This is a genomic window from Pseudomonadales bacterium (assembly GCA_024234435.1).
In the GTDB taxonomy this organism is placed as follows: Bacteria; Pseudomonadota; Gammaproteobacteria; order Pseudomonadales; family Porticoccaceae; genus JACKOF01.
On sequence record JACKOF010000001.1, the window covers coordinates 1,530,896 to 1,557,327 of the forward strand.

31 protein-coding genes are annotated in these 26,432 nt (G+C 48.6%); 22 read left to right on the forward strand and 9 right to left on the reverse strand.

All coding sequences use genetic code 11. The annotated features are described in order from the left end of the window. Positions 1-62: 62 nt before the first annotated feature. Together bioA and H7A02_07135 are read left to right on the forward strand one after the other, a co-directional pair. Positions 63-1,352, forward strand: coding sequence for an adenosylmethionine--8-amino-7-oxononanoate transaminase (gene bioA, locus H7A02_07130; protein ID MCP5172017.1), 1,290 nt, complete (start codon positions 63-65; stop codon positions 1,350-1,352). A gap of 62 nt (positions 1,353-1,414) precedes the next feature. Continuing rightward, positions 1,415-1,630, forward strand: coding sequence for a hypothetical protein (locus tag H7A02_07135; protein ID MCP5172018.1), 216 nt, complete (start codon positions 1,415-1,417; stop codon positions 1,628-1,630). 561 nt (positions 1,631-2,191) lie between these two features. On the opposite strand, the gene rpmE is transcribed toward H7A02_07135, so the two are convergent. Then, a complete protein-coding gene (rpmE, locus tag H7A02_07140) occupies positions 2,192-2,407 on the reverse strand; it encodes a 50S ribosomal protein L31 (GenBank protein MCP5172019.1) in 216 nt (71 codons plus the stop codon). 143 nt (positions 2,408-2,550) lie between these two features. Between rpmE and H7A02_07145 the strand changes: the two genes are divergently transcribed. From H7A02_07145 to arfB, 7 genes are all read left to right on the forward strand, one after another. Continuing rightward, positions 2,551-4,761 carry a primosomal protein N' gene (locus H7A02_07145; protein ID MCP5172020.1) on the forward strand — a complete coding sequence of 737 codons (2,211 nt, stop codon included), beginning with the start codon at positions 2,551-2,553 and terminating at the stop codon, positions 4,759-4,761. Positions 4,762-4,839: 78 nt separating this feature from the next. Continuing rightward, complete coding sequence (locus tag H7A02_07150; protein MCP5172021.1) at positions 4,840-5,376, forward strand: SPOR domain-containing protein; 537 nt, start codon at positions 4,840-4,842, stop codon at positions 5,374-5,376. Positions 5,377-5,459: 83 nt separating this feature from the next. Further along, entirely contained in the window at positions 5,460-6,005 is a 546-nt protein-coding gene (gene hslV, locus H7A02_07155) for an ATP-dependent protease subunit HslV (GenBank protein MCP5172022.1), read from the forward strand. 107 nt (positions 6,006-6,112) lie between these two features. Next, positions 6,113-7,441: an ATP-dependent protease ATPase subunit HslU gene (gene hslU / locus H7A02_07160; protein MCP5172023.1), complete on the forward strand. Its 1,329-nt coding sequence runs from the start codon at positions 6,113-6,115 to the stop codon at positions 7,439-7,441. A gap of 51 nt (positions 7,442-7,492) precedes the next feature. Further along, positions 7,493-7,879: a DUF971 domain-containing protein gene (locus tag H7A02_07165; GenBank protein MCP5172024.1), complete on the forward strand. Its 387-nt coding sequence runs from the start codon at positions 7,493-7,495 to the stop codon at positions 7,877-7,879. A 51-nt stretch (positions 7,880-7,930) separates the two neighbouring features. Next, the gene (locus tag H7A02_07170; protein MCP5172025.1) at positions 7,931-8,341 is read left to right on the forward strand and encodes a CBS domain-containing protein; all 411 of its coding nucleotides are present in this window, start codon (positions 7,931-7,933) and stop codon (positions 8,339-8,341) included. Between the two features lie 39 nt (positions 8,342-8,380). After that, the gene (gene arfB, locus H7A02_07175; protein ID MCP5172026.1) at positions 8,381-8,797 is read left to right on the forward strand and encodes an aminoacyl-tRNA hydrolase; all 417 of its coding nucleotides are present in this window, start codon (positions 8,381-8,383) and stop codon (positions 8,795-8,797) included. A gap of 28 nt (positions 8,798-8,825) precedes the next feature. On the opposite strand, the gene H7A02_07180 is transcribed toward arfB, so the two are convergent. Further along, positions 8,826-9,233, reverse strand: a complete 408-nt coding sequence (locus tag H7A02_07180; GenBank protein MCP5172027.1) for a helix-turn-helix transcriptional regulator — start codon at positions 9,231-9,233, stop codon at positions 8,826-8,828. A 136-nt stretch (positions 9,234-9,369) separates the two neighbouring features. On the opposite strand from H7A02_07180, the gene H7A02_07185 reads away from it, so the two are divergent. From H7A02_07185 to H7A02_07195, 3 genes are all read left to right on the forward strand, one after another. Further along, positions 9,370-10,014, forward strand: a complete 645-nt coding sequence (locus H7A02_07185) for a glutathione S-transferase family protein (protein MCP5172028.1) — start codon at positions 9,370-9,372, stop codon at positions 10,012-10,014. Between the two features lie 14 nt (positions 10,015-10,028). Next, positions 10,029-10,457 (forward strand): hypothetical protein, encoded by a 429-nt coding sequence (locus tag H7A02_07190; GenBank protein ID MCP5172029.1) that lies wholly within the window; start codon positions 10,029-10,031, stop codon positions 10,455-10,457. 227 nt (positions 10,458-10,684) lie between these two features. After that, positions 10,685-11,977, forward strand: coding sequence for a cytochrome P450 (locus H7A02_07195; GenBank protein ID MCP5172030.1), 1,293 nt, complete (start codon positions 10,685-10,687; stop codon positions 11,975-11,977). 129 nt (positions 11,978-12,106) lie between these two features. Here the strand turns inward: H7A02_07195 and H7A02_07200 are convergent, their stop codons facing one another. After that, the gene (locus tag H7A02_07200) at positions 12,107-12,595 is read right to left on the reverse strand and encodes an NUDIX domain-containing protein (GenBank protein MCP5172031.1); all 489 of its coding nucleotides are present in this window, start codon (positions 12,593-12,595) and stop codon (positions 12,107-12,109) included. A gap of 16 nt (positions 12,596-12,611) precedes the next feature. Then, positions 12,612-13,472 carry a polyphosphate kinase gene (locus H7A02_07205; protein MCP5172032.1) on the reverse strand — a complete coding sequence of 287 codons (861 nt, stop codon included), beginning with the start codon at positions 13,470-13,472 and terminating at the stop codon, positions 12,612-12,614. A gap of 213 nt (positions 13,473-13,685) precedes the next feature. On the opposite strand from H7A02_07205, the gene H7A02_07210 reads away from it, so the two are divergent. The 10 genes from H7A02_07210 (at position 13,686) to tatC (ending at position 21,983) form a co-directional block, all read left to right on the forward strand. Continuing rightward, positions 13,686-15,395: a GNAT family N-acetyltransferase gene (locus tag H7A02_07210; GenBank protein MCP5172033.1), complete on the forward strand. Its 1,710-nt coding sequence runs from the start codon at positions 13,686-13,688 to the stop codon at positions 15,393-15,395. A gap of 80 nt (positions 15,396-15,475) precedes the next feature. Then, complete coding sequence (dinB, locus tag H7A02_07215) at positions 15,476-16,603, forward strand: DNA polymerase IV (protein ID MCP5172034.1); 1,128 nt, start codon at positions 15,476-15,478, stop codon at positions 16,601-16,603. 87 nt (positions 16,604-16,690) lie between these two features. Then, the gene (ubiE, locus tag H7A02_07220) at positions 16,691-17,440 is read left to right on the forward strand and encodes a bifunctional demethylmenaquinone methyltransferase/2-methoxy-6-polyprenyl-1,4-benzoquinol methylase UbiE (protein MCP5172035.1); all 750 of its coding nucleotides are present in this window, start codon (positions 16,691-16,693) and stop codon (positions 17,438-17,440) included. After that, entirely contained in the window at positions 17,437-18,063 is a 627-nt protein-coding gene (locus tag H7A02_07225) for an SCP2 sterol-binding domain-containing protein (GenBank protein MCP5172036.1), read from the forward strand. Before ubiE ends, H7A02_07225 begins: the two co-directional genes overlap by 4 nt. 17 nt (positions 18,064-18,080) lie before the next feature. Next, positions 18,081-19,697, forward strand: a complete 1,617-nt coding sequence (ubiB, locus tag H7A02_07230) for a ubiquinone biosynthesis regulatory protein kinase UbiB (GenBank protein ID MCP5172037.1) — start codon at positions 18,081-18,083, stop codon at positions 19,695-19,697. 64 nt (positions 19,698-19,761) lie between these two features. Then, positions 19,762-20,157 (forward strand): phosphoribosyl-AMP cyclohydrolase, encoded by a 396-nt coding sequence (gene hisI, locus H7A02_07235; protein ID MCP5172038.1) that lies wholly within the window; start codon positions 19,762-19,764, stop codon positions 20,155-20,157. Continuing rightward, positions 20,154-20,483 (forward strand): phosphoribosyl-ATP diphosphatase, encoded by a 330-nt coding sequence (locus H7A02_07240; GenBank protein ID MCP5172039.1) that lies wholly within the window; start codon positions 20,154-20,156, stop codon positions 20,481-20,483. The genes hisI and H7A02_07240 overlap by 4 nt, the downstream gene beginning before the upstream one ends. 24 nt (positions 20,484-20,507) lie before the next feature. After that, positions 20,508-20,774: a Sec-independent protein translocase subunit TatA gene (gene tatA / locus H7A02_07245; protein MCP5172040.1), complete on the forward strand. Its 267-nt coding sequence runs from the start codon at positions 20,508-20,510 to the stop codon at positions 20,772-20,774. A gap of 53 nt (positions 20,775-20,827) precedes the next feature. After that, positions 20,828-21,220: a twin-arginine translocase subunit TatB gene (gene tatB / locus H7A02_07250; protein MCP5172041.1), complete on the forward strand. Its 393-nt coding sequence runs from the start codon at positions 20,828-20,830 to the stop codon at positions 21,218-21,220. Next, positions 21,213-21,983, forward strand: a complete 771-nt coding sequence (gene tatC, locus H7A02_07255) for a twin-arginine translocase subunit TatC (GenBank protein ID MCP5172042.1) — start codon at positions 21,213-21,215, stop codon at positions 21,981-21,983. Before tatB ends, tatC begins: the two co-directional genes overlap by 8 nt. A gap of 11 nt (positions 21,984-21,994) precedes the next feature. Here the strand turns inward: tatC and H7A02_07260 are convergent, their stop codons facing one another. The 5 genes from H7A02_07260 to H7A02_07280 are packed head-to-tail and all read right to left on the reverse strand — an operon-like array spanning position 21,995 to position 26,410. Continuing rightward, complete coding sequence (locus tag H7A02_07260) at positions 21,995-22,579, reverse strand: hypothetical protein (GenBank protein ID MCP5172043.1); 585 nt, start codon at positions 22,577-22,579, stop codon at positions 21,995-21,997. A gap of 45 nt (positions 22,580-22,624) precedes the next feature. Further along, complete coding sequence (locus tag H7A02_07265) at positions 22,625-23,368, reverse strand: phosphotransferase family protein (GenBank protein MCP5172044.1); 744 nt, start codon at positions 23,366-23,368, stop codon at positions 22,625-22,627. After that, complete coding sequence (locus H7A02_07270; protein ID MCP5172045.1) at positions 23,359-23,979, reverse strand: nicotinamide mononucleotide transporter; 621 nt, start codon at positions 23,977-23,979, stop codon at positions 23,359-23,361. The genes H7A02_07265 and H7A02_07270 overlap by 10 nt, the downstream gene beginning before the upstream one ends. A gap of 40 nt (positions 23,980-24,019) precedes the next feature. After that, the gene (locus H7A02_07275; GenBank protein MCP5172046.1) at positions 24,020-24,268 is read right to left on the reverse strand and encodes a hypothetical protein; all 249 of its coding nucleotides are present in this window, start codon (positions 24,266-24,268) and stop codon (positions 24,020-24,022) included. A gap of 18 nt (positions 24,269-24,286) precedes the next feature. Further along, entirely contained in the window at positions 24,287-26,410 is a 2,124-nt protein-coding gene (locus H7A02_07280; GenBank protein MCP5172047.1) for a TonB-dependent receptor, read from the reverse strand. Positions 26,411-26,432: the final 22 nt, after the last annotated feature.

Sequence of the window (26,432 nt, forward strand, 5' to 3'; positions counted from 1 at the left end):
TTTGTTATCACCCGGAAGGCTAACATACAATGCCAACTTCTCAACTTGTGAATCAACGCGCTATGGAACCCTTGAGTACGTCTCAAATTCTCGACATTGACCGCGAGCATATATGGCACCCCTATTCATCTCTTACCCGGCCAATTCCTGCGTATCCGGTAGTGGGCGCCAAGGGCGTTCGCATACAACTGGCAGATGGCCGTGAGTTAATCGATGGCATGGCTTCCTGGTGGTCGGTTCTTCATGGCTACAATCACCCGGCACTGAATCAGGCTGCCCGGCAACAAATAGACAACTTCAGCCACATTATGTTCGGTGGCCTCACTCACGAACCGGCAGCAAGACTTTGTAAAACACTTGTAGACGTTACCCCTGAAGGCTTAAACAAGGTATTTTTAAGTGATTCCGGTTCTGTCAGTGTTGAAGTGGCCATGAAAATGGCCATTCAGTATTGGCAATCTCTGCAACAACCGGGAAAAACCCGTTTTCTCAGCCTGCGTAACGGCTATCACGGAGACACTTTTGGTGCCATGTCCATCTGCGACCCGATAACAGGCATGCACCACCTGTTTAAAGGAGTGATACAAGAAAACCTGTTTGCAGAAGCACCGTCATGCAAGTTTGAGGACACCTGGGATGACTCTTGCATTGCTGATTTCAAGCAACTGATTGAAAGACACCATCGCGAACTTGCGGCAGTCACACTTGAACCCATCGTACAGGGTACAGGCGGCATGCGCTTCTATTCCCCTCACTATCTCAAACGGGTGCGCACACTTTGCGACCAATACGACGTGTTATTGATTGCCGATGAAATTGCCACTGGCTTTGGTCGTACAGGTAAGTTTTTCGCTTGCGAATGGGCTGAAATTACACCGGATATTTTATGCCTTGGCAAGGCTCTGACCGCCGGTTATATGACCCTGGCCGGAACACTGTGCACAGACAAAATCAGTAACGGGATCTGTCATGGCGAGGCTGGTGTTTTTATGCACGGCCCAACCTTTATGGGCAACCCGCTGGCCTGTGCCGTTGCCAACTGTAATATAGAGTTGCTGTTGCAGAACGACTGGCATTCACAGGTGCAGCGGATTTCAGCCTTGCTCAAGAACGAACTATCTTCAGCAAAATCATTACCGAATGTTGCCGACATACGGGTACTCGGTGCAATCGGCATAATAGAAATGACGCAACCTGTCGACCTGCCCAAGTTCCAGAAGCAATGTGTCGACAAGGGAATCTGGGTACGTCCGTTTGGGAAGCTGGTATACGTGATGCCACCCTATATCACAAGCAACGAAGATTTAACGGTACTTACCAGAACCTTAGTTGAGATTGTCAAAAAACATTGATAATTAGACTAAGTGTGCCTAATCCATTACTCTGGGAAAAAATAAAACAATAAGGACAAGGCATGGATTGCAGACAAAACGAAGAACAGAAAACCCGCTTTCGCACCGAACGTTTTCAGCTGATCAATGGCAAATGGTACTTCTCGATTCGAGAATCATTTGAGCCCGTTGGCCCCTTCGAAACCAAAGAAGAAGCAAAATTCGAAGCGGAGATGGCCGTCCGCAAAATGGAAGAAGGCGACAATCCTTTCGGGGTACAAACCCGCTATAGCAAATAGAACACCTGAATATAGCCCATATATGGACTAATGGTGAATTTATGGACATCAGTGGTCTCAACTCGCTTGGCTTTCTTTGAAATCAGGCTAAAATTAACCTAGATGAACAGGCGTAAAAGCACCGAGTGACAACTAGGGCTTTGCGGGATGCAAAAGTTTGTAGAGGACAGCACAATGAGCCAAAGAAAGGGCGAGGACGACCGAACGCACTTTCGTACCGACCGGATCGTACAGATTAATAATCAATGGTATTTTATGACAAGAGAGTCTGGGGATCCGTTAGGGCCTTTTGATTCTTATGACCGAACAGTTAGGGAAGCAAAACATTACTTAAAAGATCTGGAAAAATATGCGGACCCTACTCTGCTTTACATACCAATTCGCAGCCAAAAAATTCGTTAGCCTGCACTGCAAAAAAAGCTAACTTTACCCTTATTGAACAAAAATAGTTCGAACAAAAAAATGCGCTCAAAGCTTTTACTCTGGCGCATTTTTTATTGCCTTTAATATAAGAGCGAAAACACCCTGGGTCAGGCGTAACCTCTTATTATTTCTTGCGACTTACTTCTTGACTGATCGACCAGCAAAACGCTTGTTAAAGCGATCAATACGACCACCCGAATCAACAACTTTTTGCTTGCCGGTATAAAAAGGGTGACAATTGGAGCACACGTCGACGTGAATGGTACCACTCAGGGTGGACCCGACTTCAACAACATTACCGCAGCTACAAGTAGCTTTCAGAGTGCCATAGTTAGGGTGGATATCAGCTTTCATTGGATTTTGCCTCGTAGTCTTGCATACCGCCACCCGGTCATTTAACGTCGGTATTTTGCCGGGTACCATATGCGGGCTTTCAACAGAGCGCGCATACTACCAGAAACCGAAGGCAATTCAATACTTCAGGATAAAAAGCACCGATGCCGAGCCCCGTTGTTTATCAGGTTGCCGTACCTTCTCCACTGCGGCGATTATTTGATTACCTCCCCCCCGGGGAAGCCAGGCAAGCACTAAAACCAGGAACCAGGGTAAAAGTCCCTTTTGGTCGTCGACAGGTTATAGGCATTATCATAAAAACCGTTCAGAAAAGTTCACTACCGCTGGGTAAGCTCAAACCCATATCGGCAATACTGGATCTTCAGCCGCTGCTGTCCGAACCGCAGTTCAACTTACATTTATGGGCTGCCCAATATTACCAGCACCCCGTTGGTGATGCCCTTGCTGCCAGTTTGCCCGCACTGATCCGCAAAGGCGAGCCAGTCCCGGTAGAAACGGTTACTCACTGGCAACTCACAACAATCGGACTTGGACTGCCAGAGTCTGCATTGAGAACAGCTCCCCGTCAGCAACAACTGCTGAATGCCCTGCAAAAACACGCACGACTCAGTACAGCTGGCCTGAAAAACCTCGGAATCTCCCGCCAGATTATCAAGCAGGTAGCTGACAAAAAATTGATTGAATCGATTGAGGTTGAAACAGAGGTAACCGATTGGAATAAAAGCAACATCCTCGCTGAAGCACCACACAAGCTGACCCGACAGCAGTCTGCGGCACTTAACAGCATAAACACTAACACTTTCAATACATACTTGTTACAAGGGGAAACTGGCAGCGGAAAAACCGAGGTATATCTCCAGCTGATACAAACCGTAGTTGAAACCGGCAAACAGGCTCTTGTTCTGATCCCTGAGATCAGTCTGACGCCCCAGACGCTGCAACGATTTCAACAACGCTTCAACTGCTCCATCGCTGTCATGCACTCAGGACTGACCGATAAAGAGCGGGCACTGGCATGGAATGCTGCCAGAACCGGCCGGGTTCCGATCGTCCTGGGCACACGCTCCGCTATATTCACCCCTTTGGCAAATCCCGGTCTGATTATTGTCGATGAAGAACACGACAGCTCTTTCAAACAGCAGGAGGGATTTCGATACTCAGCTCGCGATATCGCTGTAATCCGTGCTCAACGGGAAAAAACACCGCTTTTACTCGGCTCCGCAACACCGTCACTGGAAAGCCTGCACAACTGCCATCAGGGCAAATATCACAAACTCACCCTCACTGGCAGACCAGGCAACGCACGCCAACCACAATGGCAACTGGTTGATCTGCGACAAAGCCAACTGAAAACCGGCTTCTCGGCCACACTCATCAACGCCATGGAAGATGAGCTAGCCCAGGGTAACCAGGTTCTGGTATTTCTCAATCGCAGAGGTTTTGCGCCCACACTCAACTGCCATAACTGCGGCTGGATAGCCGATTGTCATCGCTGCAGTGCCCGATTAACCGTACATAAAAGCAGTAATCGATTGTTATGCCACCATTGCGAACATCAGGAACCGGTGCCCCTAGCATGCCCAGCTTGCATGAGCAGCCAATTGCAGTTTCTGGGGCAAGGCACGGAACGCAGCGAGTCTCTTCTTGAAGCATTATTCCCCGAAACGCCGATATTAAGAGTGGATCGCGATACTACTCGACGAAAATCGGCCATGCAGTCCATGGTGGAGAAAATGAATAGTGGTAAACCCTGTATTTTGGTCGGCACTCAGATGCTGGCCAAGGGGCACCATTTCCCCAACGTGACACTGGTCGTCATTCTGGATGCCGATGGCGGCCTGTTCAGTCCGGACTTCAGAGCGCCGGAAAAAATGGGGCAACTGATTACACAGGTAGCTGGTCGCGCAGGCAGAGGAGAAAAACCTGGAAAAGTCATCCTGCAAAGCCATTATTGCGACCACCCGATGCTAACAACATTAAGCCAGCGAGGGTATGTCGCATTCTCCGATCAACTACTCAACGAGCGAAAGCTGGCACAGCTGCCGCCTTTCCAGTACTTATGCGTGCTTCGTTCCGAAGCCCCGGATGTCAGAGATGCTGATCAATTCTTGCGGCTGGCGCGCCAACATGCCGAACGGCTGGCTCCCCCTTCACCACAGTTCGGTTATTTGGGGCCATTACCACCTGCTATGGAAAAAAGAAGTGGCCGCTATCGACGCCAACTCTCAATCCATGCCAGTTCGCGCCCTCGGTTACAGCAGCTGCTGACACTACTTTGTCAGCAGCTGGAGCAGACACCACTGGGGAAAAAGGTGCGCTGGTCCGTTGATGTAGACCCGGTCGATATGAGTTAACATTTTTCTGTTTCCAGGCTAGCAGCCTTACCCCGGAGTTAATACAATGCCTGCTGACAGCCAAACCGTGCGAATTCAATGACCAGAGACTACGCCAAGAAACCGCAAAAAAAACGCCACAAACCCCGGCAACCAAAAGACACTCCCGGCTGGCTGTGGTTTTTGGCAGGTACCTTGCTCGGGATTCTGGTCATGACATTGGGACAACTGGCCAACGTTCCTGATAAAGCAGTTAAGGAAGCCGCAACGGCGCAACAAGAGTCTCACGATTCAAGCCCGAAACCCCGCTTTGAGTTCTACACTCTGCTCTCGGAAAGCGAAGTGATTGTTCCAGACGGGCCTGAAGGCGAAGAAGCTCTTCGTGAGGTTCAGCAAGACACGGTGTTTTTACTGCAGGCCGGATCTTTTAAAAACCCCAGGGATGCCGATAGCTTGCGCGCCCGACTGATACTGCTTAATCTCAAAGCCAGTATAGAAACGTTCAGTCCTCGTAGCGGAGAAACATGGCACCGGGTGCTAGTTGGACCATTTGATAAAAATACCCAGGTAGCATCAGCCCGTGCCAAGCTCGCTTCAAACAGGATCGATTCACTGTTGTTAAAGCGTAAAAAATAGCCATTTTTACCCTCTCAACCATTGAATTTTATTTAACCAACCCCATTTTTAGAGGCTATTCACTTCTAGCTGGAGAATTCGCAGTGGAACAATACCGTGGCACAACCATTCTTTCTGTGCGCCGCAACGGAAAAGTCGTTATCGGCGGTGATGGCCAGGTATCGCTGGGCAACACCATCATGAAAGGCAACGCGCGCAAAGTCCGTCGATTGTACAACGATCAGGTTATTGCCGGTTTTGCCGGAGGGACTGCGGACGCTTTTACACTTTTTGAACGGTTTGAAGCCAAGCTGGAACAACATCGCGGCAACCTGACACGTGCGGCTGTCGAGCTCGCCAAAGATTGGCGAACCGACAGAATGCTTAGAAAGCTGGAAGCCCTGTTAGCCGTAGCCGACAAGGAGGCATCTTTAATTATTACCGGAAACGGCGATGTTATTCAGCCAGAAGATGATCTTATTGCCATTGGTTCAGGTGGTCCTTTTGCACAATCTGCGGCTCGCGCCTTGCTGGACAGTACAGAACTGAGCGCTAGGGAAATTGTGGAGAAAGGCCTGGAAATAGCAGCAGATATCTGCATCTACACCAACCACAATCGCACGATCGAAGAACTCGATTCCACGAATTAACGGCAAGTTAACTATTATAGGCAATAGCAAACCGAACAGCCTCTGATACGTACCGCTTCATTGCGCCGGAATTGCAACAGCACAGTCCAAGTCAGGAATTATTATTCATGTCCAATATGACCCCTCGCGAAATCGTCCATGAACTGGACAGACATATTATCGGTCAAAACCAAGCCAAACGAGCAGTCGCCATTGCCCTGCGCAACCGCTGGCGCCGGATGCAATTAAATGAAGAGTTGCGCAACGAAGTCACCCCCAAGAATATCCTGATGATCGGACCTACTGGTGTTGGCAAAACCGAAATAGCCCGTCGACTCGCACGCCTGGCCAATGCACCTTTTGTCAAAGTGGAAGCCACCAAATTTACCGAAGTGGGGTATGTTGGCAAGGATGTGGAATCGATTATTCGCGATCTGGTAGAACATTCCGTGAAACAGCTTCGCGAACAGGAGATGGCCAAAGTTCAGCAACGCGCCATGGACGCCGCCGAAGAACGTGTGCTCGACGCACTCTTACCTCCAGCAAGAGGTGTTGATGGAGCTGACAGAGAAGCCTCATCCACCCGGCAGATATTCCGCAAGAAACTGCTGGAAGGCGATCTGGATGAAAAGGAAATCGAAATCGATATCAGCGCTGCTTCTGTGGGCGTGGAAATTATGGCACCTCCCGGAATGGAGGAAATGACAAGTCAACTGCAAAGTATGTTTTCCAATATGGGCGGCGGCAAAACCAATCGTCGAAAAATGACTGTAGCTCAAGCCATGAAACAAATCGTAGATGAAGAAGCCGCCAAACTGATCAATGATGAAGAAATCAAGATTCGTGCGATTGAGTCAGCCGAGCAAAATGGCATTGTTTTTATCGATGAAATTGACAAGGTTGCCAAAAGAAGTGAAACCGCCGGAACAGATGTGTCTCGCGAAGGCGTTCAGCGCGACCTGCTGCCGCTGATTGAAGGCAGTACCGTTTCCACCAAATATGGCATGCTGAAAACAGATCACATTTTATTTATTGCCTCAGGAGCCTTTCATTTCTCGAAGCCTTCAGACCTTATTCCAGAGTTACAGGGACGGCTGCCAATTCGAGTAGAACTGAACTCACTCAACGCGGATGATTTTGCCCGCATACTAACCGAACCCAATGCCTCTCTCACCGATCAATACCGCGAACTGTTGGGAACAGAAGGGCTCGAAGTAGAATTCACCGAAGATGCCGTGCGACGCATCGCAGAGATCTCTTCCGAAGTCAATGAACGTACCGAAAATATTGGCGCAAGGCGTTTGCACACTATCATGGAGCGGCTACTGGAAGAGACTTCATTTGAAGCCGCAGATCTCGCTACGAGCGGGAAAAAAGTGGTAATTGACGCCGAATTTGTCAATCGGCATCTGGAAGAAGTTTCCCAGAATGAAGACCTTTCCCGTTTTATTCTGTAAAACGCTCATGAGGCACAAAAGGGTACCCCTGCCAGGAGGAAAAGCGGGCATATGATCCCCACAAAGATTAAGCTAAATAAAGAAAATGGCAGTCTGTCACTGGCGTACACTGATGGCCGCCAGTTTACGTTTAGCGGGGAATTCCTGAGAGTGCACTCGCCAAGTGCCGAAGTGCGTGGTCACGGCAAAGGACAGGAGGTCCTTCAGCACGGCAAAAAGGACGTTAAAGTTATTCACCTGGAGCCTACCGGAAACTATGCAATCCGGCTTATCTTTAACGATGAGCACGATACAGGTATTTATTCCTGGGAATATCTTCAGGAACTGGGTGAAAATCAGGAACAATACTGGGAAGATTACCTGCAAAAACTGCAGACTGCAGGAAAACACCGCGATGCCAGTGTACAGGTTGTGCAACTGATGGATCCCCGCCAATAATAGTATGCTGGTCAGTCACACTCTGATCGCAGACACGGAGCAGTTATTACCATGAATCTAAGCGAGCTCATGACCCGGCCTGTGGTCAGCGTTGAAATGGATGATTCATTGCGGGTCGTAAAGGCACTCTTCGATCGTCTTAGCTTCCACCACCTGCTGGTTATTGAAGGAGGGAAACTGGTGGGCGTCATATCTGACCGGGATTTGCTAAAATCCATCAGCCCTCGAATCGGCACAAATAGCGAATCCGAGCAGGATCTGGCGACGCTCAACAAACGGGTGCATCAGATCATGCGTCGAAAACCCCATGCACTCTTTCCTGAATCAACCCTGGACGACGCTATTAGCCTGTTCTGCCATCAGCATATTTCCTGCATTCCAGTGGTGAACGATCAAGGCAAACCTGTTGGCATCGTTTCATGGCGCGATATAATGAAAAGCCTTGAAAAGAATCACGGATAGCTTGTTACCAACGCTATTCAACCAATAGCGTCCCCGCCCATGTTAAAAATTTCATCCTCTGTGTCGATTCCTGTCAGTGAAATAGAGCTAGCCGCTATCCGGGCGCAAGGTGCCGGCGGACAAAATGTCAACAAAGTCTCCTCAGCCATTCATCTGCGTTTTGATATCAACAATTCCTCTTTGCCCGACTCATATAAAGAGCGCCTGTTAGCCACAAAAGACCGCAGAATCAGTAAGGGTGGCGTTATTATTATCAAGGCTCAAAAATTCCGCACACAGGAAAAGAATCGCCTTGATGCTCTTGCCCGATTGCAGCAGTTCATTATTGATTCATCAAGATTCACTAAAACACGAATACCAACCAAAGCCACGAAAGCCTCCAAGACAAAACGGCTGGAGAGCAAATCACTCCGCGCAACCACAAAAGCTCTTCGCAAAAAAGTGACCGAGCTTTAAAAGAACCCGCTTTCAGAAAATTTAAAAATTACAGATCCAGATGAATCAGTGTCTGTCTTTGATAGATTAGCCCCAGCAGCTTCTCCCGCCCCCCTTGCATCAGCTCAACCAGGGAGGGAGGAACAAAGGCACCTTCAATATTCTCCGCTGCCCACAACGAAAACTCGATAACAGTGGGTGCCAGTTTCAAACCGACATCAGTCAGCCTATAGATATACTTTTTACCGTGGCCAGGGTGTGGCTGTTTGCTGATGACCCCGTGCTCAACCAGGCGTTCGAGCCGGTCAGCCAGAATATTACTGGATATGCCCTCCCCAGACTGCATAAAGTGACTGAACTCACAGCGATTGGTAAACATCAGATCCCTGACAATCAACAGTGTCCACCTGTCGCCCAATATTTCCAGGCCATTGGCAAGGGCACATTGTGAACGCATGTTACATATCTTCGTCATGCTGGCAGGCTAAGATATTAGCTTGCATTTTGCAAGAAACCTGCTTACATTGTACTTGCTTTTTGCAAGCACAAGCTGCTGATTAATCAATAATGCTGAACAGAAAAGGGACCATCTAATGAAAATTTTCGGCTTTCCGACTTTTAATGTCACTAAAGTTCTTTTTACCGCAGAAGAACTCAACCTCGATTATGAATTCCAACTTCTCAACCTGATGGAGGGCGAGCAGCGATCACCCGAACATCTGGCTCGCCATCCGCTGGGAAAAGTGCCCGTATTGGAGATTAACGGCCAGTACCTGATTGAGAGTGCCGCTATCTGCCGCTTTCTGGCAGAAGAAAACGGCAACCGACTATACGGTGACACCCCCCTAAAACACGCCGCCGTCAATAGCTGGATTGACCTGATGGGCTTTCATATTGGCCGCTGGATGGGTGTTTTCTTTTTCGAGGAAGTGATCAAACCCTATATACCGAACAGTGTCAGAAACCAGGCCCAAATGGACGAAGCGGCCGGGTTTCTGGCAGAACAATTACCCTTTATGGATCGGACCCTGGCAGAAAATCCGTTCCTGACCGGTGAGGATATCACGATTGCCGATACTATCGCGTTTGCCTACTGCCAGACTCACCAGTACACCAGTGTTGTTCTTGATGAATACCCACACATCATGAATTGGTACCAGTCAATTGATAGCCGTCCGTCAATTGCAAGAGCCATGACCCGTTTACCAGGCGGCGCACTGGTTCAGCCCCGGTCATAATCAGGGGTACTACCATGGCGACACGATCGATATTATCGACACCTCCCAGGTTGTCGATACTGAAAGGGGCCGCTGCGTATACGCTGATTACTTTCCCGCTGGCGGCAGTCTGGCACATGATCCTGTTTGGCCAGCTCTACTGGACATTCGGCTACATTGAAGAGCAACCAAGTCTGGCGCTGGGTTTTATCACTATCCTGCTGCAAGGACTGATACTGTCTTCGATTTACCCCCATATCAGCTTTCAGGGCAGTCCCCTCGCCCGTGGACTAAAGTACGGACTGGCGATGGGAATATTCTTCTGGACCAGCCATGTGCTGGCCTTTATCGCCAAACAATCGATTTCTCAACCAGTTCTGTTTGCCGCAATGGAAAGCTTCTATCTGTTTTTACAGTTTGGTATATACGGCATTTTTCTCGGTTATATCCACAGGCAGTCCTAACGCACCTTTATCCATCAACACCTAAGTAGTCTAATTTTCCCCTTTAATTTATGGGGAAGATTAGACTACTATGTACGGCTGACATTAAAGACGAATCTGCCCTCGCAAGCAGTCCATACTCCACACAACAAATATAAAAAAACAACAATCTCTGACCGAGAATTTTAGACGGAATCACGGTCATAGAACTTAAAGCTAATGCAGCTTATTAAATGAGGTATTACTAGATGAACGCGCGTATTCCTACGGAGCTGATTTCCCCGATTTTTAACCCAGAAACCTTTACGCAGCCTGATAAGATTGATGCAATTTTTACAAAGCTGCGCAAAGAATACCCATTGGCAATTGCCGAAGTGCCAGGGTTTGACCCTCACTGGATCGTCACCAAGTACGACGACATCAAGGAAATCTGTCAGAAGTCCAATATTTTTCACAGCGGCGAACGCTCCAAAATGCTGGTCTCAAAGGATGCCGAAAAACTGATTCTTGAGTACACAGGCGGCGATTACAACATTCTTAAAACGCTGGTACACATGGATGGCGAAGAACACCTTAAGCACCGCCGGGTTATGCAGCCTAACTTACTGCCCGGCAGTGTGAAAGAACTTGAGCCAATTATTCGAGAAATTGCGCTGTCATTTATTGACAAACTGGAAGCCAGCGCTCCTGAAATTGATTTCGCCGACGAAATCGCCCTTCACTACCCCCTGACCGTAATCGGCACCCTGATGGGCGTACCCAAGGAAGACCATCCCCTGCTACTCAAGTTAACGCAATGGATGTTCAATTATGCCGATCCCGATCTTCGTCGCCCCGGTGCAAACCCGGAAAACCCAGCGGAGCAAACGGAAACATGGAATCAGGTCTACCACCATTTTGCCGACTACTTTGATCCTGTGATTGAAGACCGCGTGAAATGCCCCCGTGATGACCTGGCATCCGTTATTGCCAATGGCCAAATCGACGGCTGCCCAATGAGTCACAAAGCACAGATATCCTATTTTGTGATTGCTTCAACCGCAGGTCATGACTCAACAGGTGCTACCACCGCCTCCGTTATGCAGTTGTTTGCAGAGCGGCCCGATCTAATGGCACAGCTGAAGGCAGACCCATCGCTTATGCCCGCCTTTGTTGAAGAAGCCGTTCGATGGGCTTCTCCCGTCAAACACTTCTTGCGTCATGCGGTTGCTGACTATGAGCTTCGGGGGCAAAAAATTAAAAAGGGCGACCTGCTCTATCTGTCTTATGTATCGGGCAATCGCGATGAGGAAATTTTTGAAGATCCGTTCGAATTCAAACTTGATCGCAAATTCAACCGTCATGTGGGTTTTGCTTTCGGGCCACACATGTGCCTGGGCAAGCACCTTGCCAACCTGGAGTTAACAATCTTCTGGGAGGAATTGCTGAAACGCCTGGAGAGTGTTGAGCTGACAGGTACGCCCCAGATGGCTGTCGCCGATCTGGTATGTGGACCAAAATCGGTGCCCATCCGCTTTAGTATGAACAAAAAAGCGTCTTGACCCGCCACTTTTGCAAGTTATCGGCAATCTGCTAACTCAGGGCATGACAGGCTGAAACAACATCGTGCGGCCACTAAGTGGCCGCTTCACCATACGTTCAAACCCGCGCTATCCGTTTTTATATCAAGACTATGTTCTGGGAACGTAAGCGAGGTTTCGGTGCCAAAAATCGACAACATACTCAATTCTGGCGTTGAGCAGCTCACGGTATGCAGGCAGATCACTCATGTGTATCCACCGGCATTCGATGATACCCTCCTCAACCTGCGGCCGGGTATCATCATCATCACCGTCGTATTTCATTAAATACCAATGGGTCTTTTTCAGATAATCCACGTTGCCGTGGCGGGTGGTATGCCAGGTTGAGACCAACTTGCCGGTGATAGTGAGTTTGTTAATATCCAGTCCCGTTTCTTCGTTAACTTCTCGCAACGCCGAAATTTCTCGCTCCTGCCCTTCTTCGATACGTCCCTTGGGCATATCCCACTTGCCTCGTTTAAACATTAGCAGTACATGATGATAATGATTGCAAACCAGGCCGCCAGCAGACTCAATCACTGGCAATTTGACTGTATTTCTCAAGGTGATTTTGTCGTTATTATTATCCTGATTAATCATACGTCTCCCAATCGGACTATCCGTCAATATCTACGAAAATCTTTTCGTTCTCAACCAGCTCTTCCAAAACAGCGAGCTGGCGCATGGTTAACCCCCGAAACTGTACTCCTCCCACCTTGATACTGTGAGTTTTGGTCACATCTTCGCCGGTTAAAGGCGTAAACTCTTTATTGCCAAACAAGCGTACCAGATAGAGCATGCATGTTAAACGCGCCTCCCTTTTTTTATTGCCATGGACCACGACCCAGGGAGAGCGCTGCGAAGACGTCCGATGAAACATTTGTTCCTTGTACTTCGTGAACGTTTCCCAGTTTTTTCTCGCCTTTAAATCATTTTCTGAAAACTTCCAGAAAGTCAGCGGATTATTGAGGCGATCCTCAAAGCGGTATAACTGGGTATCCTGACTAATCGAAAGATAAAACTTTACCAGCATCAAGCCGTTATCCATATGCTTGTGCTCCCAGCTTAGGACCTTGCGCATAAAGTACTTATACTGTTTCTCTGAACAGTAGCCCATCGTTGGCTCAATAAGCGCACGGCTGTACCATGACCGGTCAAAAAAAGTGATGCGTCCAGGCTTGGGAAAATGTTTCTCGTAGCGCCGAAACCAGTATTTTGACTCTGTCTGGGTCGGTATCCCCAGAGCAACGATACTAAAATGAGTCGGCATCAGGTTTTCGGCGAAACGCTTGATGGTAGAGCCCTTGCCCGCAGCGTCTCGCCCTTCAAAGACTATCGCCAGTCGCTTTTCATTTTTGATTAACCACTGCTGGATTTTAAGCAGCTCAACCTGCAAACGCCGTTTCTCTACCTGGTAGTCTTCTTCAGAAATATCCTGGTACGGTGTTTCGATCGCATTGATTTTTTTGAGTTTCATATCTTCTGAACAGCTCCCAAACAGCTCTAGTCATGAAGAAAAAACAATAAAAAACATTAACTTGCTCAGACTACCGATCACGTATGAATGTTTTATGACAAAACTGGGTCTTCAATCATTTGATGACACAAATATGTCATCATTCATACACTTTTTTGTCACAGACAGCTACTAGCATTCGCTTAATGAAAAAAACTTGTGGAAGAAGAGTCAATGCTAAACGTAGAAAACTTCATTCAGGATAGATACCCGGACTTTATCCAGCGCTACCCAAAGCTGTCCAGACCGATAATTCGAGTCCTGAGGATGCTGTTTAAGGAGAAAGCCTTTCAGCAATTCCAGCACGACTACCCCCACCTGACCGGCTTTGAGTTTGTAGAGCAAGTGCTCGACTACTTCGATTTCCGCTATACCGTGCGCGATGATCAACGTCCGAGAATTCCCGCCTCTGGCCGGGTAGTTATCATCGCCAACCATCCCATTGGATCACTGGATGGCCTGGCGCTACTGAAACTTGTCCGGGAAACCCGCCATGATGCCAAGGTAGTCGCCAACGAACTACTGCACACCCTTGTGCCCCTCCACAATGTGCTCCTGCCGGTCAACAATATGGGCGGCAATACCCCTCGCCAGAACTTTACCGCCATTCGCGAGCACTTGGATAGAGAAGGCGCACTGATTATCTTTCCCGCAGGCGAAGTCTCCAGGCTATCACCAAAAGGCGTGCAGGACAGTAAATGGCACAGTGGCTTTCTGCGCATGGCAATCGATGCCAAGGCGCCCATTCTGCCCATCTTTGTTGATGGCAGAAACTCCGCCTTGTTTTACAGTGTCTCACTGATAGCAAAACCGTTATCCACTCTGCTGTTAGTCCGGGAAATGTTTAAGCAAGCCAAAAATTGTGTCGACATCCGTATTGGCGAATTAATTAGCTACAACAACTACCAGCGCATTAACGTGCCAATAAAACTGAAAACTAAACTGTTCAAGCGCCACCTCTACCGCATGGGGCAAGACAAATCACTGGTATTCAACACCGAAACCGCCATTGCCTACCCGGAAAACCGGGCCCTGTTACGCGATGAAATCAAACGCTGCGAACCGCTGGGCAAAACAGGCGACGGCAAGTTGATCTACTTGTATCGCTACCAAGCCAATTCCCTGATCATGCGGGAAATTGGCCGACTGAGGGAGATTTCCTTTCGCGCAGCAGGTGAAGGCACTGGCTTCCGGCGCGATATCGACCGCTATGACCAGTACTATTTTCACCTGCTTCTGTGGGACGAAAACGAGCTGGAAATTGTCGGCGCCTATCGCTTCTGTGATGCAACCCGGTGCGCTGATGATACTGGCGATAACCACCTCTATTCAAATGAGTTGTTTCGCTACACAGAGGCCATGAAACCTTACTTTGAACAAGGGCTGGAATTGGGACGCAGCTTTGTTCAACCCAAGTACTGGGGGCGCCGTAGCCTGGACTATTTGTGGTACGGTATTGGCGCGTTTCTGCGAAAGAATCCTCAATATCGCTATCTTTTTGGACCCGTCACGCTCAGTGACAGCTACTCCCAATGGGCGATGGAGATGCTGGTTCACTATTACAATATCCACTATCCCTGCGGCGAAAAACTGGCAAGCCCAATATTGCCCTACACTATCCGTGATGAACGCGCTACAGAGCTTATGACCAAGTTTCCCGGCAAGGACCCGAAAACCGAATTTGTTGAACTAAAGAGTGAGTTGGCCCACATGAATCTCAATGTGCCAACACTATACAAACAGTACACCGAGATCTGCGAACCAGGCGGAGTGCAGTTCGCAGGTTTCAACGTAGACCCTCATTTTTCAAATTGCGTTGACGGGTTAATCATTGTCGATCTGACCAAGCTGAAACCATCAAAGCACCAGCGTTACATTGGTTAATCACCAGACAATACCCAGATAGCAGCGTAAGCGGTATGATTGCCTGAAACCAAAAGTCTTACCATGGCTTATTTCAGGCAATGCTCAATACCAATACCGTGACAGACGATACCCCAACACCCGCTCGAAAAATCATACATATTGATATGGATGCATTTTTTGCATCCGTTGAACAGCGTGATTTCCCGGAATACCGCGGCAGACCGGTCATCGTCGGTGCACCACCGGAAAAGCGAGGAGTGGTTGCCGCAGCCAGTTATGAAGCACGGCAATTCGGTATTCACTCAGCAATGCCTTCATCTCAGGCCAGAAAACTGTGCCCGGATGCCATTTTTGTATCCCCTCGCTTTGACGCCTACAGAGAGTGTTCAAAACATATTCATCAGATATTCCAGCGCTTTACCGATGTAATTGAACCACTCTCTCTGGACGAAGCATTTCTGGATGTCTCTAATTCAGCGTTATTTCAGGGGTCGGCTACCCTGCTCGCAAAAGAGATCAAACGCCAGATCAGTGAAGAGCTGCAACTGGTTGCATCTGCGGGTGTTTCCTACTGTAAATTCCTGGCAAAAATTGCCTCAGATCTGGACAAGCCCGATGGTCTGGCTGTAATCAAACCCGAACAGGCCGAAGACTTCCTGGCTTCACTGCCTGTACGAAAGTTTTTTGGCATTGGTAAATCCACAGAAGCCAGAATGCACCAGCTGGGGATATACCATGGCAGCGACCTTAAACAGTGGCACCTGCCACAACTGCAACAACACTTCGGCAAGTCCGGCCACTTTTACTACGATATCGTCAGAGGAATCGACAACCGCCCGGTAAAAACCTCACGAGTCAGAAAATCCATTGGCAAAGAAACCACTTTTGCAAAAGATTTGCTGGATAAAGACGAGATGTGGGCCGTTCTTAGAAAGCTCGCAGCCAAAGTCAGCGAGATGCTCGAAAAGCGCAATTTCTGCGCCTTAACCATAACCTTGAAAGTAAAGTACAACAATTTCCAGCAAATAACCCGTAGCCATACTGTGGCAGGGACTCAGGTTATGAATAGCAGCGAAAGCATTTTGAACCAACTACACGATCTCATAGAAAAAACCGACATAGGCGTTCGCCCGGTCCGACTGCTGGGGATCAGCCTCTCAAACTTTCAGGACCGGGATCAGCAAACTCAGGCGGACAACCAGCAAATGTCACTGTTTACAGAATGAGTCAGCCATCCATACAGAGCAAGGACACCCGGCCTTTGCCAGTGTACAATAATCGGCTAAATCCAATCATTTGCGCAGCATTAAAACATGACTGATGAAAAAACCACTGACTTCGGTTACAAAAAAGTTCCTGTAGGGGAAAAAGCCGGCAAAGTTGCCGACGTATTCCATTCTGTAGCAGCCAAATACGACCTGATGAATGACCTGATGTCTGGCGGCATACACCGATTATGGAAGCGCTTCACAATAGAACTGTCCGGTGTTCGTGCCGGCCAGAAAGTGCTGGATATCGCTGGAGGCACTGGTGATCTCACAGCCAAATTTTCCAGGCTGGTTGGCGTAAATGGCGAGGTCGTCCTGGCCGACATCAACGACTCGATGTTAAAAGTTGGTCGAGACAAGCTACTCGATAGCGGAATTTGCGGCAATGTCCGATTTGCCCAGGCAGACGCACAACACCTGCCCTTCCCCGACAACACTTTCGACTGCATCACTATTGCTTTTGGTCTGCGCAACGTCACCGACAAGGATATGGCCTTGAGATCCATGCACCGGGTTCTTAAGCCCGGCGGTCGACTTCTGGTTCTCGAATTTTCAAAGCCCACCAACCCGGTCGTGGAAAAAATTTACGACTTCTACTCTTTTAATGTGTTGCCAAAAATGGGGCAGGTTGTCGCCAATGATGCCGACAGTTATCAGTATCTTGCCGAATCCATTCGCATGCACCCGAATCAGGAAACCCTCAAGGACATGATGGACAATGCCGGATTCGTCAACACCAAATATTACAATATGACCAGCGGCGTGGTGGCGCTCCACAGAGGTTTTAAAGCTTGATAGAAAACGAACTGCACGCCGCCGCTCTGGAAGGCATTGAGAAGGTTATTAACCAGGCATTACAGTATGATCCAGCTGCCCGCAAAGCCATTGAAAAACTGGATGGCAAAGTACTTGCTGTGGAAAGCACCGTTCCACCACTGACACTGTTTATCCTTCACAGCGGCGATAAACTTTGCTTGTTCAATCACTATGAGGGCGAACCTGACACCCACTTGAAAGGCACTGCTCTGGCTCTTATAGCACTGGCGCTGGGTCGTGAGGAACGCAGTTCCTTTTTTGGTACCGGCGTAGAAATGCGCGGTGACAGTGATTTGTTGCGTCGAATACAGAATATTCTGAAAAACCTGGATGTGGACTGGGAAGCCGCGCTGGCAAAACTGATTGGTGACGTTCCGGCACACCTGATAGGCAAAAGTCTGCGTTCGTTTGGTGGCTGGCAGTCAGATGCAACGCGTCGTGTTGGCGATGTCATCACCGGATTTCACCAGGAAGAGGCTCAACTCACACCTTCACGCAATGAGAGCGAACAGTTTTTTTCAGAAATTAAGACACTGAGTAAAGATGTGGACCGGATCGGTGCACGCTTAAACAGGCTGACAATACAACTCGATAACAAGTAGCAGGAAAACCGGTCATCATGTCTCGAATAAAGCGTCTGGGCACTATCATCAAGGTTGTTACCCGCTATCGCCTGGACTGTTTTTTTGATCCGGAAAAACTGCCTCCAGTCTTAAGGGTACTGCTGAAAATCTCCAAAGTGCTTCCTGAACCCAAAGATTCCCGTGGTTACCGGCTGCGCAAGGCTTTGGAAAGCCTTGGCCCGATTTTTATCAAATTTGGTCAACTACTTTCCACTCGCCCTGACCTGATTCCCGCCGATATATGCGAAGAACTCGACCATTTACAGGACAATGTCGCACCGTTCAGCAACGATCAGTTTATCAGCATTGTTGAAACCGCTCTCGGCAAACCGGTTGACGAACTGTTCCTCAAATTTGACCGTGAGCCCTTGGCATCTGCGTCCGTTGCTCAAGTGCACGCCGCTGTTTTGCAGGATGGCAGAGAAGTTGTCGTGAAGGCAATCCGCCCCGGCATTGAAAAAGTTATCGATCAGGATATAAAGCTGCTTTTTACCTTGGCTCGTTGGGTAGAAGCACACACCATAGACGGTAAGCGGTTACACCCCGTAGAAATCGTTGATGAATACCAGCATACCATCCATGACGAGCTGAATTTGCAGCGGGAAGCAGCCAACGCCTCCATGTTACGGCGCAATTTCGAACACTCTCCGCTGTTATATGTGCCCGAAGTTCACTGGGACTATACCAATGAGAAAGTAATGGTAGCCGAGCGGATCTATGCCACACCGGTGACAGACGTAGGAGCACTGCAATCCCAAGGCACCGATTTCAAGGTGCTCGCAGAAAGAGGCGTCGAAATCTTTTTCACACAAGTGTTCGAACACAACTTCTTTCATGCAGACATGCATCCAGGCAATATTTTTGTCGATGCCAGTAAACCTTCAAATCCCAAGTACCTGGCTGTGGACTGTGCCATCATGGGCACTCTCACGCAGGCTGACCAGTACTATCTGGCCCGTAACCTGCTCGCTATCTTTCGCCGGGACTACCGTCAAGTAGCCGAATTACATGTGATGTCCGGCTGGGTTCCGCACAATACTTCAATCGGCGATTTCACCGCCGCCATTCGGACTGTATGCGAACCTATATTTGAGCGGCCCCTTGACGAAATTTCCTTCGGACAATTACTGGTCAGCCTGTTTCGGACCGCACGCCGGTTCGATATGGAAGTACAGCCTTCCCTGGTTCTGTTACAAAAAACACTACTCAATATTGAAGGGCTGGGGCGGCAGCTCTACCCCGAACTGGATCTCTGGGCCACAGCGCACCCTTTTCTTGAACGCTGGATGAGAGAACGTTTTCAACCCAACGCCCTGGTCGAACAAATTAAGCGTCACGGTCCGGAATGGCTAGAGCAGTTTCCTCAGGTGCCACAAATGCTGCTGGATTTTCTGGAAAGGCCTCAGACGCCAGCTCCTGCCACCAGCCCGAAACAGCCCCACAACGCCCACAGTGCCAAAACAGGCAAGCGTTACCAAGCGTGGGCAGGCGCCGCATTGATTGGCGCCGGACTGGGGAGCGCCTTCCCTCAGTGGGAACAGAGCTTTCAGCAAATCCCGACCGGCAGCCTGATTCTGGCAGCGACAGGCGCTCTTTTCCTGCTATTACGCTAATATTAATCTCTGCCAGACGATGGAATAACTGACATCTGCCAGATTCTCACTCATAATCCACCCTATGGAAAATACTGATACAACCTTTCTAGATGAGATCAGCTGGAACGATTCCGGCCTGTTACCCGCTGTCGCGCAGGACTATAAAACCGGTAAAGTGTTGATGGTAGCCTGGATGAATCGCGAGTCGCTGGCACTGACCGCAGCAGAGAATCGCGCCGTTTACTGGTCGCGCTCAAGGCAGAAGTTATGGCGCAAGGGCGAGGAGTCAGGCCATATTCAGCGGGTAAAAGAGATTCGCCTTGATTGTGACAACGATGTTATCGTGCTACAGGTTGAACAACTTGGAGGGATCGCCTGTCACACCGGGCGTGAGTCCTGTTTCTATCGGGTACTGGAAAGTGGCCAATGGCAAACCGTTGACCCGGTATTAAAAGATCCAAAGAGCATTTATCAATGAACGAGATACTAGCCGAACTGTCCCGGGTGCTTGAAGAACGCAAGCATGCTGATCCAGCAACATCTTACGTTGCCAGCTTACACAACAAAGGGCTTAACAAGATTCTCGAAAAAGTCGGCGAGGAATGCACAGAAACGTTACTGGCTGCCAAAGATGCTGTACTCTCCGGTGACAACAAGGCACTGATTGGTGAGACAGCAGACCTGTGGTTTCATAGCATGGTAATGCTGTCACATCTGGGCAGCAATACAGATGACGTACTTGCAGAGCTGGCGCAACGATTTGATTTATCCGGGCTGGAAGAAAAAGCCCGACGAACTGAATAAACACGATCTATCAGGAGAAAAATTATGGGGTTAGGTGGAATTAGTATCTGGCAACTGTTGATTGTACTGCTCATTGTGGTACTCATTTTCGGCACCAAGCGACTAAAGGGCATGGGTAAAGACCTGGGCGGCGCCGTGAAAGGTTTCAAGGATGCGGTGACCGACGATTCTGAAAGAACCGACGAAGAAAAAGCAGCCGACCAACAAAAGACTTCAGCTGAAGACAGCCTTCAGAATAGCAGCGAAGCGAAAGACGAATCGAAAACAAAAGACGAAACCAAAGTCGGCTAAAGAAAGCAGAGATCACTCTGCAACCATGCTTTTAACCATTATGTTGTGACTTTATGTTTGATATCGGTTTTTTTGAATTGCTGCTGATCGCTGTGGTGGGTCTTCTGGTAATAGGCCCCAAACGCCTGCCTGAAGCAATTCGCACCGTTGGCTTGCTGGTTGGTCGTTTGAAAAGGACTCTCGGCGCAGCCCGTCAGGAGTTCGAAAAGGAGTTTGGTGTAGACGAAGTACGCCGACAACTCCATAACGAAGATATCATGCGACAGTTCGGGGAATCAAAGCAGGCTATTACCGATTTAAATAAACCTTTTGTCGGCCATAATACCAATCAGGACTCTGTCAATTCACAAGGCAGCGGCGAAGCCGGGCCCAGCGCTACCTCAAGCACGGATGTCGGTAAAAGCGCCAATGCAGACCCGTCATCAGACGGAAAACACAATGTCTGAACAGCCTGCGGCCGACAACACCGTGGATGATGCGGAAAAGCCACTGGTCACTCACCTCGTCGAGCTTCGCGATCGTCTGCTGCGCAGTGTCGCCTGCATACTGTTAGTATTCCTGGCATTATTCTATTTCAGTAATGATATCTACACATTTGTATCGGAGCCATTGCAAGCACTGTTGCCCGAGAATACCACCATGATCGCGACAGAGGTGGCATCTCCCTTCTTCGCACCCTTTAAACTGACAATGGTGGTTGCCATATTACTGGCCATGCCATTTCTGCTGTATCAGGTTTGGGGCTTCATAGCACCAGGACTGTACAAGAAAGAGCGACTTCTGGTTGTACCCATTTTTCTTTCCAGCGTCGTGCTGTTTTACGCAGGGATGGCATTCGCCTACTACGTGGTCTTCCCTCTGGTATTCGGTTTTTTTACCAGTGTCGGACCGGAAGGCGTCGCCATGATGACCGACATCAACAGCTACCTGGATTTCGTTCTCAAACTGTTTTTTGCTTTTGGGCTGGCATTTGAAATCCCCATCGCTACGCTGGTATTAATCCTGACCGGTATTACCACCCCGCAGAAACTGGCCGAAAAACGCCCTTATGTCATTTTGGGCTGTTTTGTTATCGGCATGCTCATGACACCACCGGATGTTATTTCCCAGGCAATGCTGGCCATCCCCATGTGGATTCTGTTTGAAGCCGGCGTGCTTCTCGGCAAGTTGCTAAAGCGTTCTTCCCGAAGTGAATCTCCAACCGACTGACTCCAAAGCGGCTATTTAAAAACCCGAGAAAACCAGCCCTTTTCCTCCGAAACTTTACTCTCACTTTTACCGAATTCTTCAGATATGCTTTCCACTCCGGAGACGCCTTCGATTGCTGTCGGATCAAAAGCACCCTCCACACGTTCCGACACGAATTCGCGATCCGTCGATTTCATCTCATCCAGCAAAACCAGTGACTGCTCATCACCCTTTCCCGCGCTGTCACAGGGTACGGCTGCATCAGTCATCAAATGGCAGTCCTTCGCGCTCATACTGCCCTGATCATCATTAACTATTTGAACGGAGTAACGCGTTGTGTCTTCACAAACCACCGTCCAGTACCCAACCAATTGATCATCAAGGCGTTGAAAGACGCTACTGCTAACACGACTACAGGCAACGCTTTTTTTAATCAGGACTATTTCAAAAAGCTGGTTTCGCAACGCTTCATCCAGTAGTAGCAAGCGGCCATTTGCCGGATTTTCAGCCACGACTGAAGACACATCACTGGCCGGACCCGCATGTGCAACACGCACAAACCCAAGAGGAAGCGCCAACAGCATTGAGAACAAAATCGGTGTCAATTTCATATTCATGTAAGCAAAATCATCATTGAATACGAACAAAATACCGGTATTTTGTTATGAGGAATGTGAACTGTTTAGTCTTTTCCAAAGCTGGCAACTATGTTGATAAACCCTGTCCGCAGCAAAAATCAGCTCATCAGCGTAACGGGAAGTGACACAAAACGTCGAAAACTCTGCTCTTGCTGCAGCCAAATCAAACTCCGGCGCACCAAGCCCTGCATATTCCCAATCCAGTAAATAAAGGCGTCCATCAGCATCAATGAAGTTGGCCGGAACCGGATCATGGTGGCAAAGCCCACGACCGCTGGCAGACTGCAGTTTTTCCAGCAAAGGGGTTATCTGCTGGCAGGCACCTTGCCAGCCAGTGATTTTCTGATAATCGGTAACGTGCCGAATGTAATCAAAAACCGGAATATCAGGTCTCAACCGGTGAACCTTCTCAAGCAGGCATCGTACACGAGAAATAGTTTCTGGCCGGGTGATATCCAATGGCTGACCATCAATATACGCCGTCACCAATACCCCTTCTTCAGGAGAACAATAATGCACCATCGGTGCTATTCCTGCGTTGGCAACCACAGCCAATATCACCGCCTCATGATGCCTGTTGATACCCAACTGCTCACTGTTTCCGCTATTAAGGCGGAGCACCACTTTCTTGCCGTCAGCCTCAAGAAGATAGCTCTCGTTGGTAAGGCCGCCTTGTAACCGGCAAATGATTTCAGGCTTCGATGTAAAAACATCCCCCCAATGAGGCCAATGTGAAATTGCCCGTTGCAGCGGTTCGTTCAGGGGCACGCTGCCGCATCCTGTGTGTCGTTGAGGGTTTTGTCTGATTGATTGTAATGCTTTCTCCACTGCAGGTAAGCGATACCCGCAATCACCACATAACCGGCAAATAACAGCGCCGTTGCTTCCATGCCCCGATCGAGATAAAGCACGATTGATAAGGCATCGATCACAATCCAGTACAACCAGTTTTCAAGAATTTTTCGGGCAACCATCCAGGTAGTAGCCACACTAGCCCAGGTTGTGAATGAATCGAGATAAGGCCAGGCGGCAGAGGTTGTTACATCAAGCAAAAGTCCCGAAATGGCGCTAACCAGCACAATGCCCATAATCAAAAGAATATGGTTTGTTACCGGCCAGCGGCAAATATTGACGCCCTTATGACCAGCCCCTCCCTTCTGCCATTGCCACCAACCGTAAACAGCCATCCCCATGTAATAGACATTCAAGGCCGACTCCATCAACAGGCTGACATTCCAAAATAGCAGGGTATAAATAGCGGTACTGATAAATGCGGCGTACCAGCAATAGCTATTTTCGCGAATGGCGAGCAGTAAATAGGCGATGGCAAGCACCACCGCCAGGTTTTCCCATGTACCAAGAGTATTAAAAATATCCATATTTCCCACACGTTAATACCGTCGCCAATATCTTCCTCGCTTATAGGGCCTCGTAACCGGGAATGTATTTCACGACATAAACCGCCATACCGAACTCCTCGTAGCACGCGGCAATGGTTTCTTGCACCGCTTTGTTCGCATGTTGGAACTCTCCCTGCACAACCGTACTGGTAGGAAAGGTCGTAACCTTCAAGTTGTCATACTGATTAATTTTGTTAATAAATCCATCGATGGGAGGAATAAAATCCTCCCGATTTGGATACATACTGACATCAATGGTGATTTGCATGATTACCCTACCCAGTCGTTAAAAGTTGTACGCGGCGCTGATACCAAAAACGCGAGGCTCACCTAACTGAGTATATGACTCATTGATCCAGCCATTGTTGGGGTTGTTTGCCCAGTAGAAACCTCTCACCTGATAATCTTCATCAGTAAGGTTTCTGCCCCAAAGTGATACTTTCAGATCACGCACGGTGTAACTGAAGTTTAAATGAAACAGCTCAATGGCATCCGAGCGCTGGTCGTGACTATTTGAGAAATAAAACTCATCTTTGCCATCGACCTGAAATGTTAGAGCAAAACCTTCAAGGAAGGTATAAGTCGCACCAACATTGTATTGATAACTCGGTGCATGAGCTTGATCCCTGCCCGATTGGTTAACCGGCAAACTTGTATCCACATCAATAATGGTTAAATCACCCAGCTCCGACTCCAGCAGCCCTACTGAAGCGAAAATAACAAAATCGTCAGTCAACTGCCAGCTTGCTTCAACTTCAATACCATAATTCTCTCCACCATCAATATTGTCCCGGTAAGATGTCCAGTTCGCTGTGGAAATTTCCAAAGCCACTTTTGCCTGCATATCCAACCGATCCATATAAAAAGCAGTAGCGTTAAACATCAGTTGCCCATCCAGATATAAGCCTTTTAGTCCCAGTTCATAATTAATCGTGGTTTCAGACTGGTAAATAAAATGACTCGTTAGCAAACTAATCAGGGCCGGATCACCACCCACCAACGCTTTACCCATGGCGTCAGTATTGATGCCCCCCGTTTTATAACCTCGGCTCACGCTGACATACAGCATGCTGTCATCACTAACCTTATATTCGAGAGCCAGCTTGCCGCCCCAAAGGTTATCTGCATTATCTCCAACAACACCATAACTATCGCCATACTCGTTCTCAAATCGTTCCAACCGAGACCCCAGCGACAGGTTCAAGCTATCACTCAGCATCCAATCCATCTGCCCGTAAACCGCGTAACGGCGAGTATCAAAGGTGCTTTCAAAGCCATCCGTCCAGGCACCGTAATAATCCGCGTCCTCTGAGTAAGCAAGGTCAACACTACGATCATAAATATATAAGCCAGTTACCCAGTCAGCACCGAGAAACTGTTGTCCCGGGTGAGACAGTAACCGAAGATCAAAGCTCGCAGCATCGCGATCCCGGGCATTGTTTTCAAATCCTCGAACACCGACGGTAGCCCAGTCGGACCAATCCCAGTCGAGACCATATTCCAAATCGGTATTTTCGTAACTAAGCTGTGTCTCAACCGCAAACGCCTGATATCCGCTCCAGGTAGACTTAACTGAAAATGCAGTTGATTCCTGACGGTCATGCCCCGGTTCATCCGACCGTGTATGACGGTTATGATCAAGCGAAAAGGCATCATAGCCATTATCGACGTCCAAATGCATGACAGTAAAATCAACTGTCATGTCATCAGAAGCCAACCAGCGTAATTTTGCTCTCACCAATAATTCATCAAAACCATTGGTATCTTCACGACCGAGAAAATCATTTTCAACATAGCCATCACCTTTGTGCTTTTGCACAGCAATGCGGCCGAGCAACTGCTCCGATAGTGGGCCACTTAATACAATTCCAAGTGTCCGGGAATTGTAGTTGCCAATATCACCGCTAACACTACCCCCAAAATCCTCTGTCGGCTCAGCCGTTTGAATATTAATCAACCCCGCCATAGCGCTGGAACCAAACCGGGTGCCCTGCGGGCCTCGTAATACTTCTACCTGTGAAGCGTCAAACACACCACCGGCCAGGCCGATGTTGCTAAAATCGACACCATCAACAGCCAGCCCCACAGAAGAATCGAGAGGCTCTTTGAACTGGCTCCTTTCACCGATTCCCCGAATCTGAAAAAAGCGGCCACGAGAGGCTCCCGAAGAAGTATTCACATTCGGTGCAGAATTGAGCACATTCTCCAAGTGTAACGCTGCACGCTGTTGTAGCTTTTCACCTGGTATCACCGTCAAGCTTGCTGCTGCCGACAAAATAGAAGTTTCACGAAAATCCGATGTCACAACTATCTCGTGGATATCATCCGATGCAATAGCCGAACACGTAAAGCCAACAGATATCGCCAGCAAGTTGGGTAAAAAAAGTGATTTATTTGATTTGAAAGTCATGATGAGCCTCATTAACAATTGC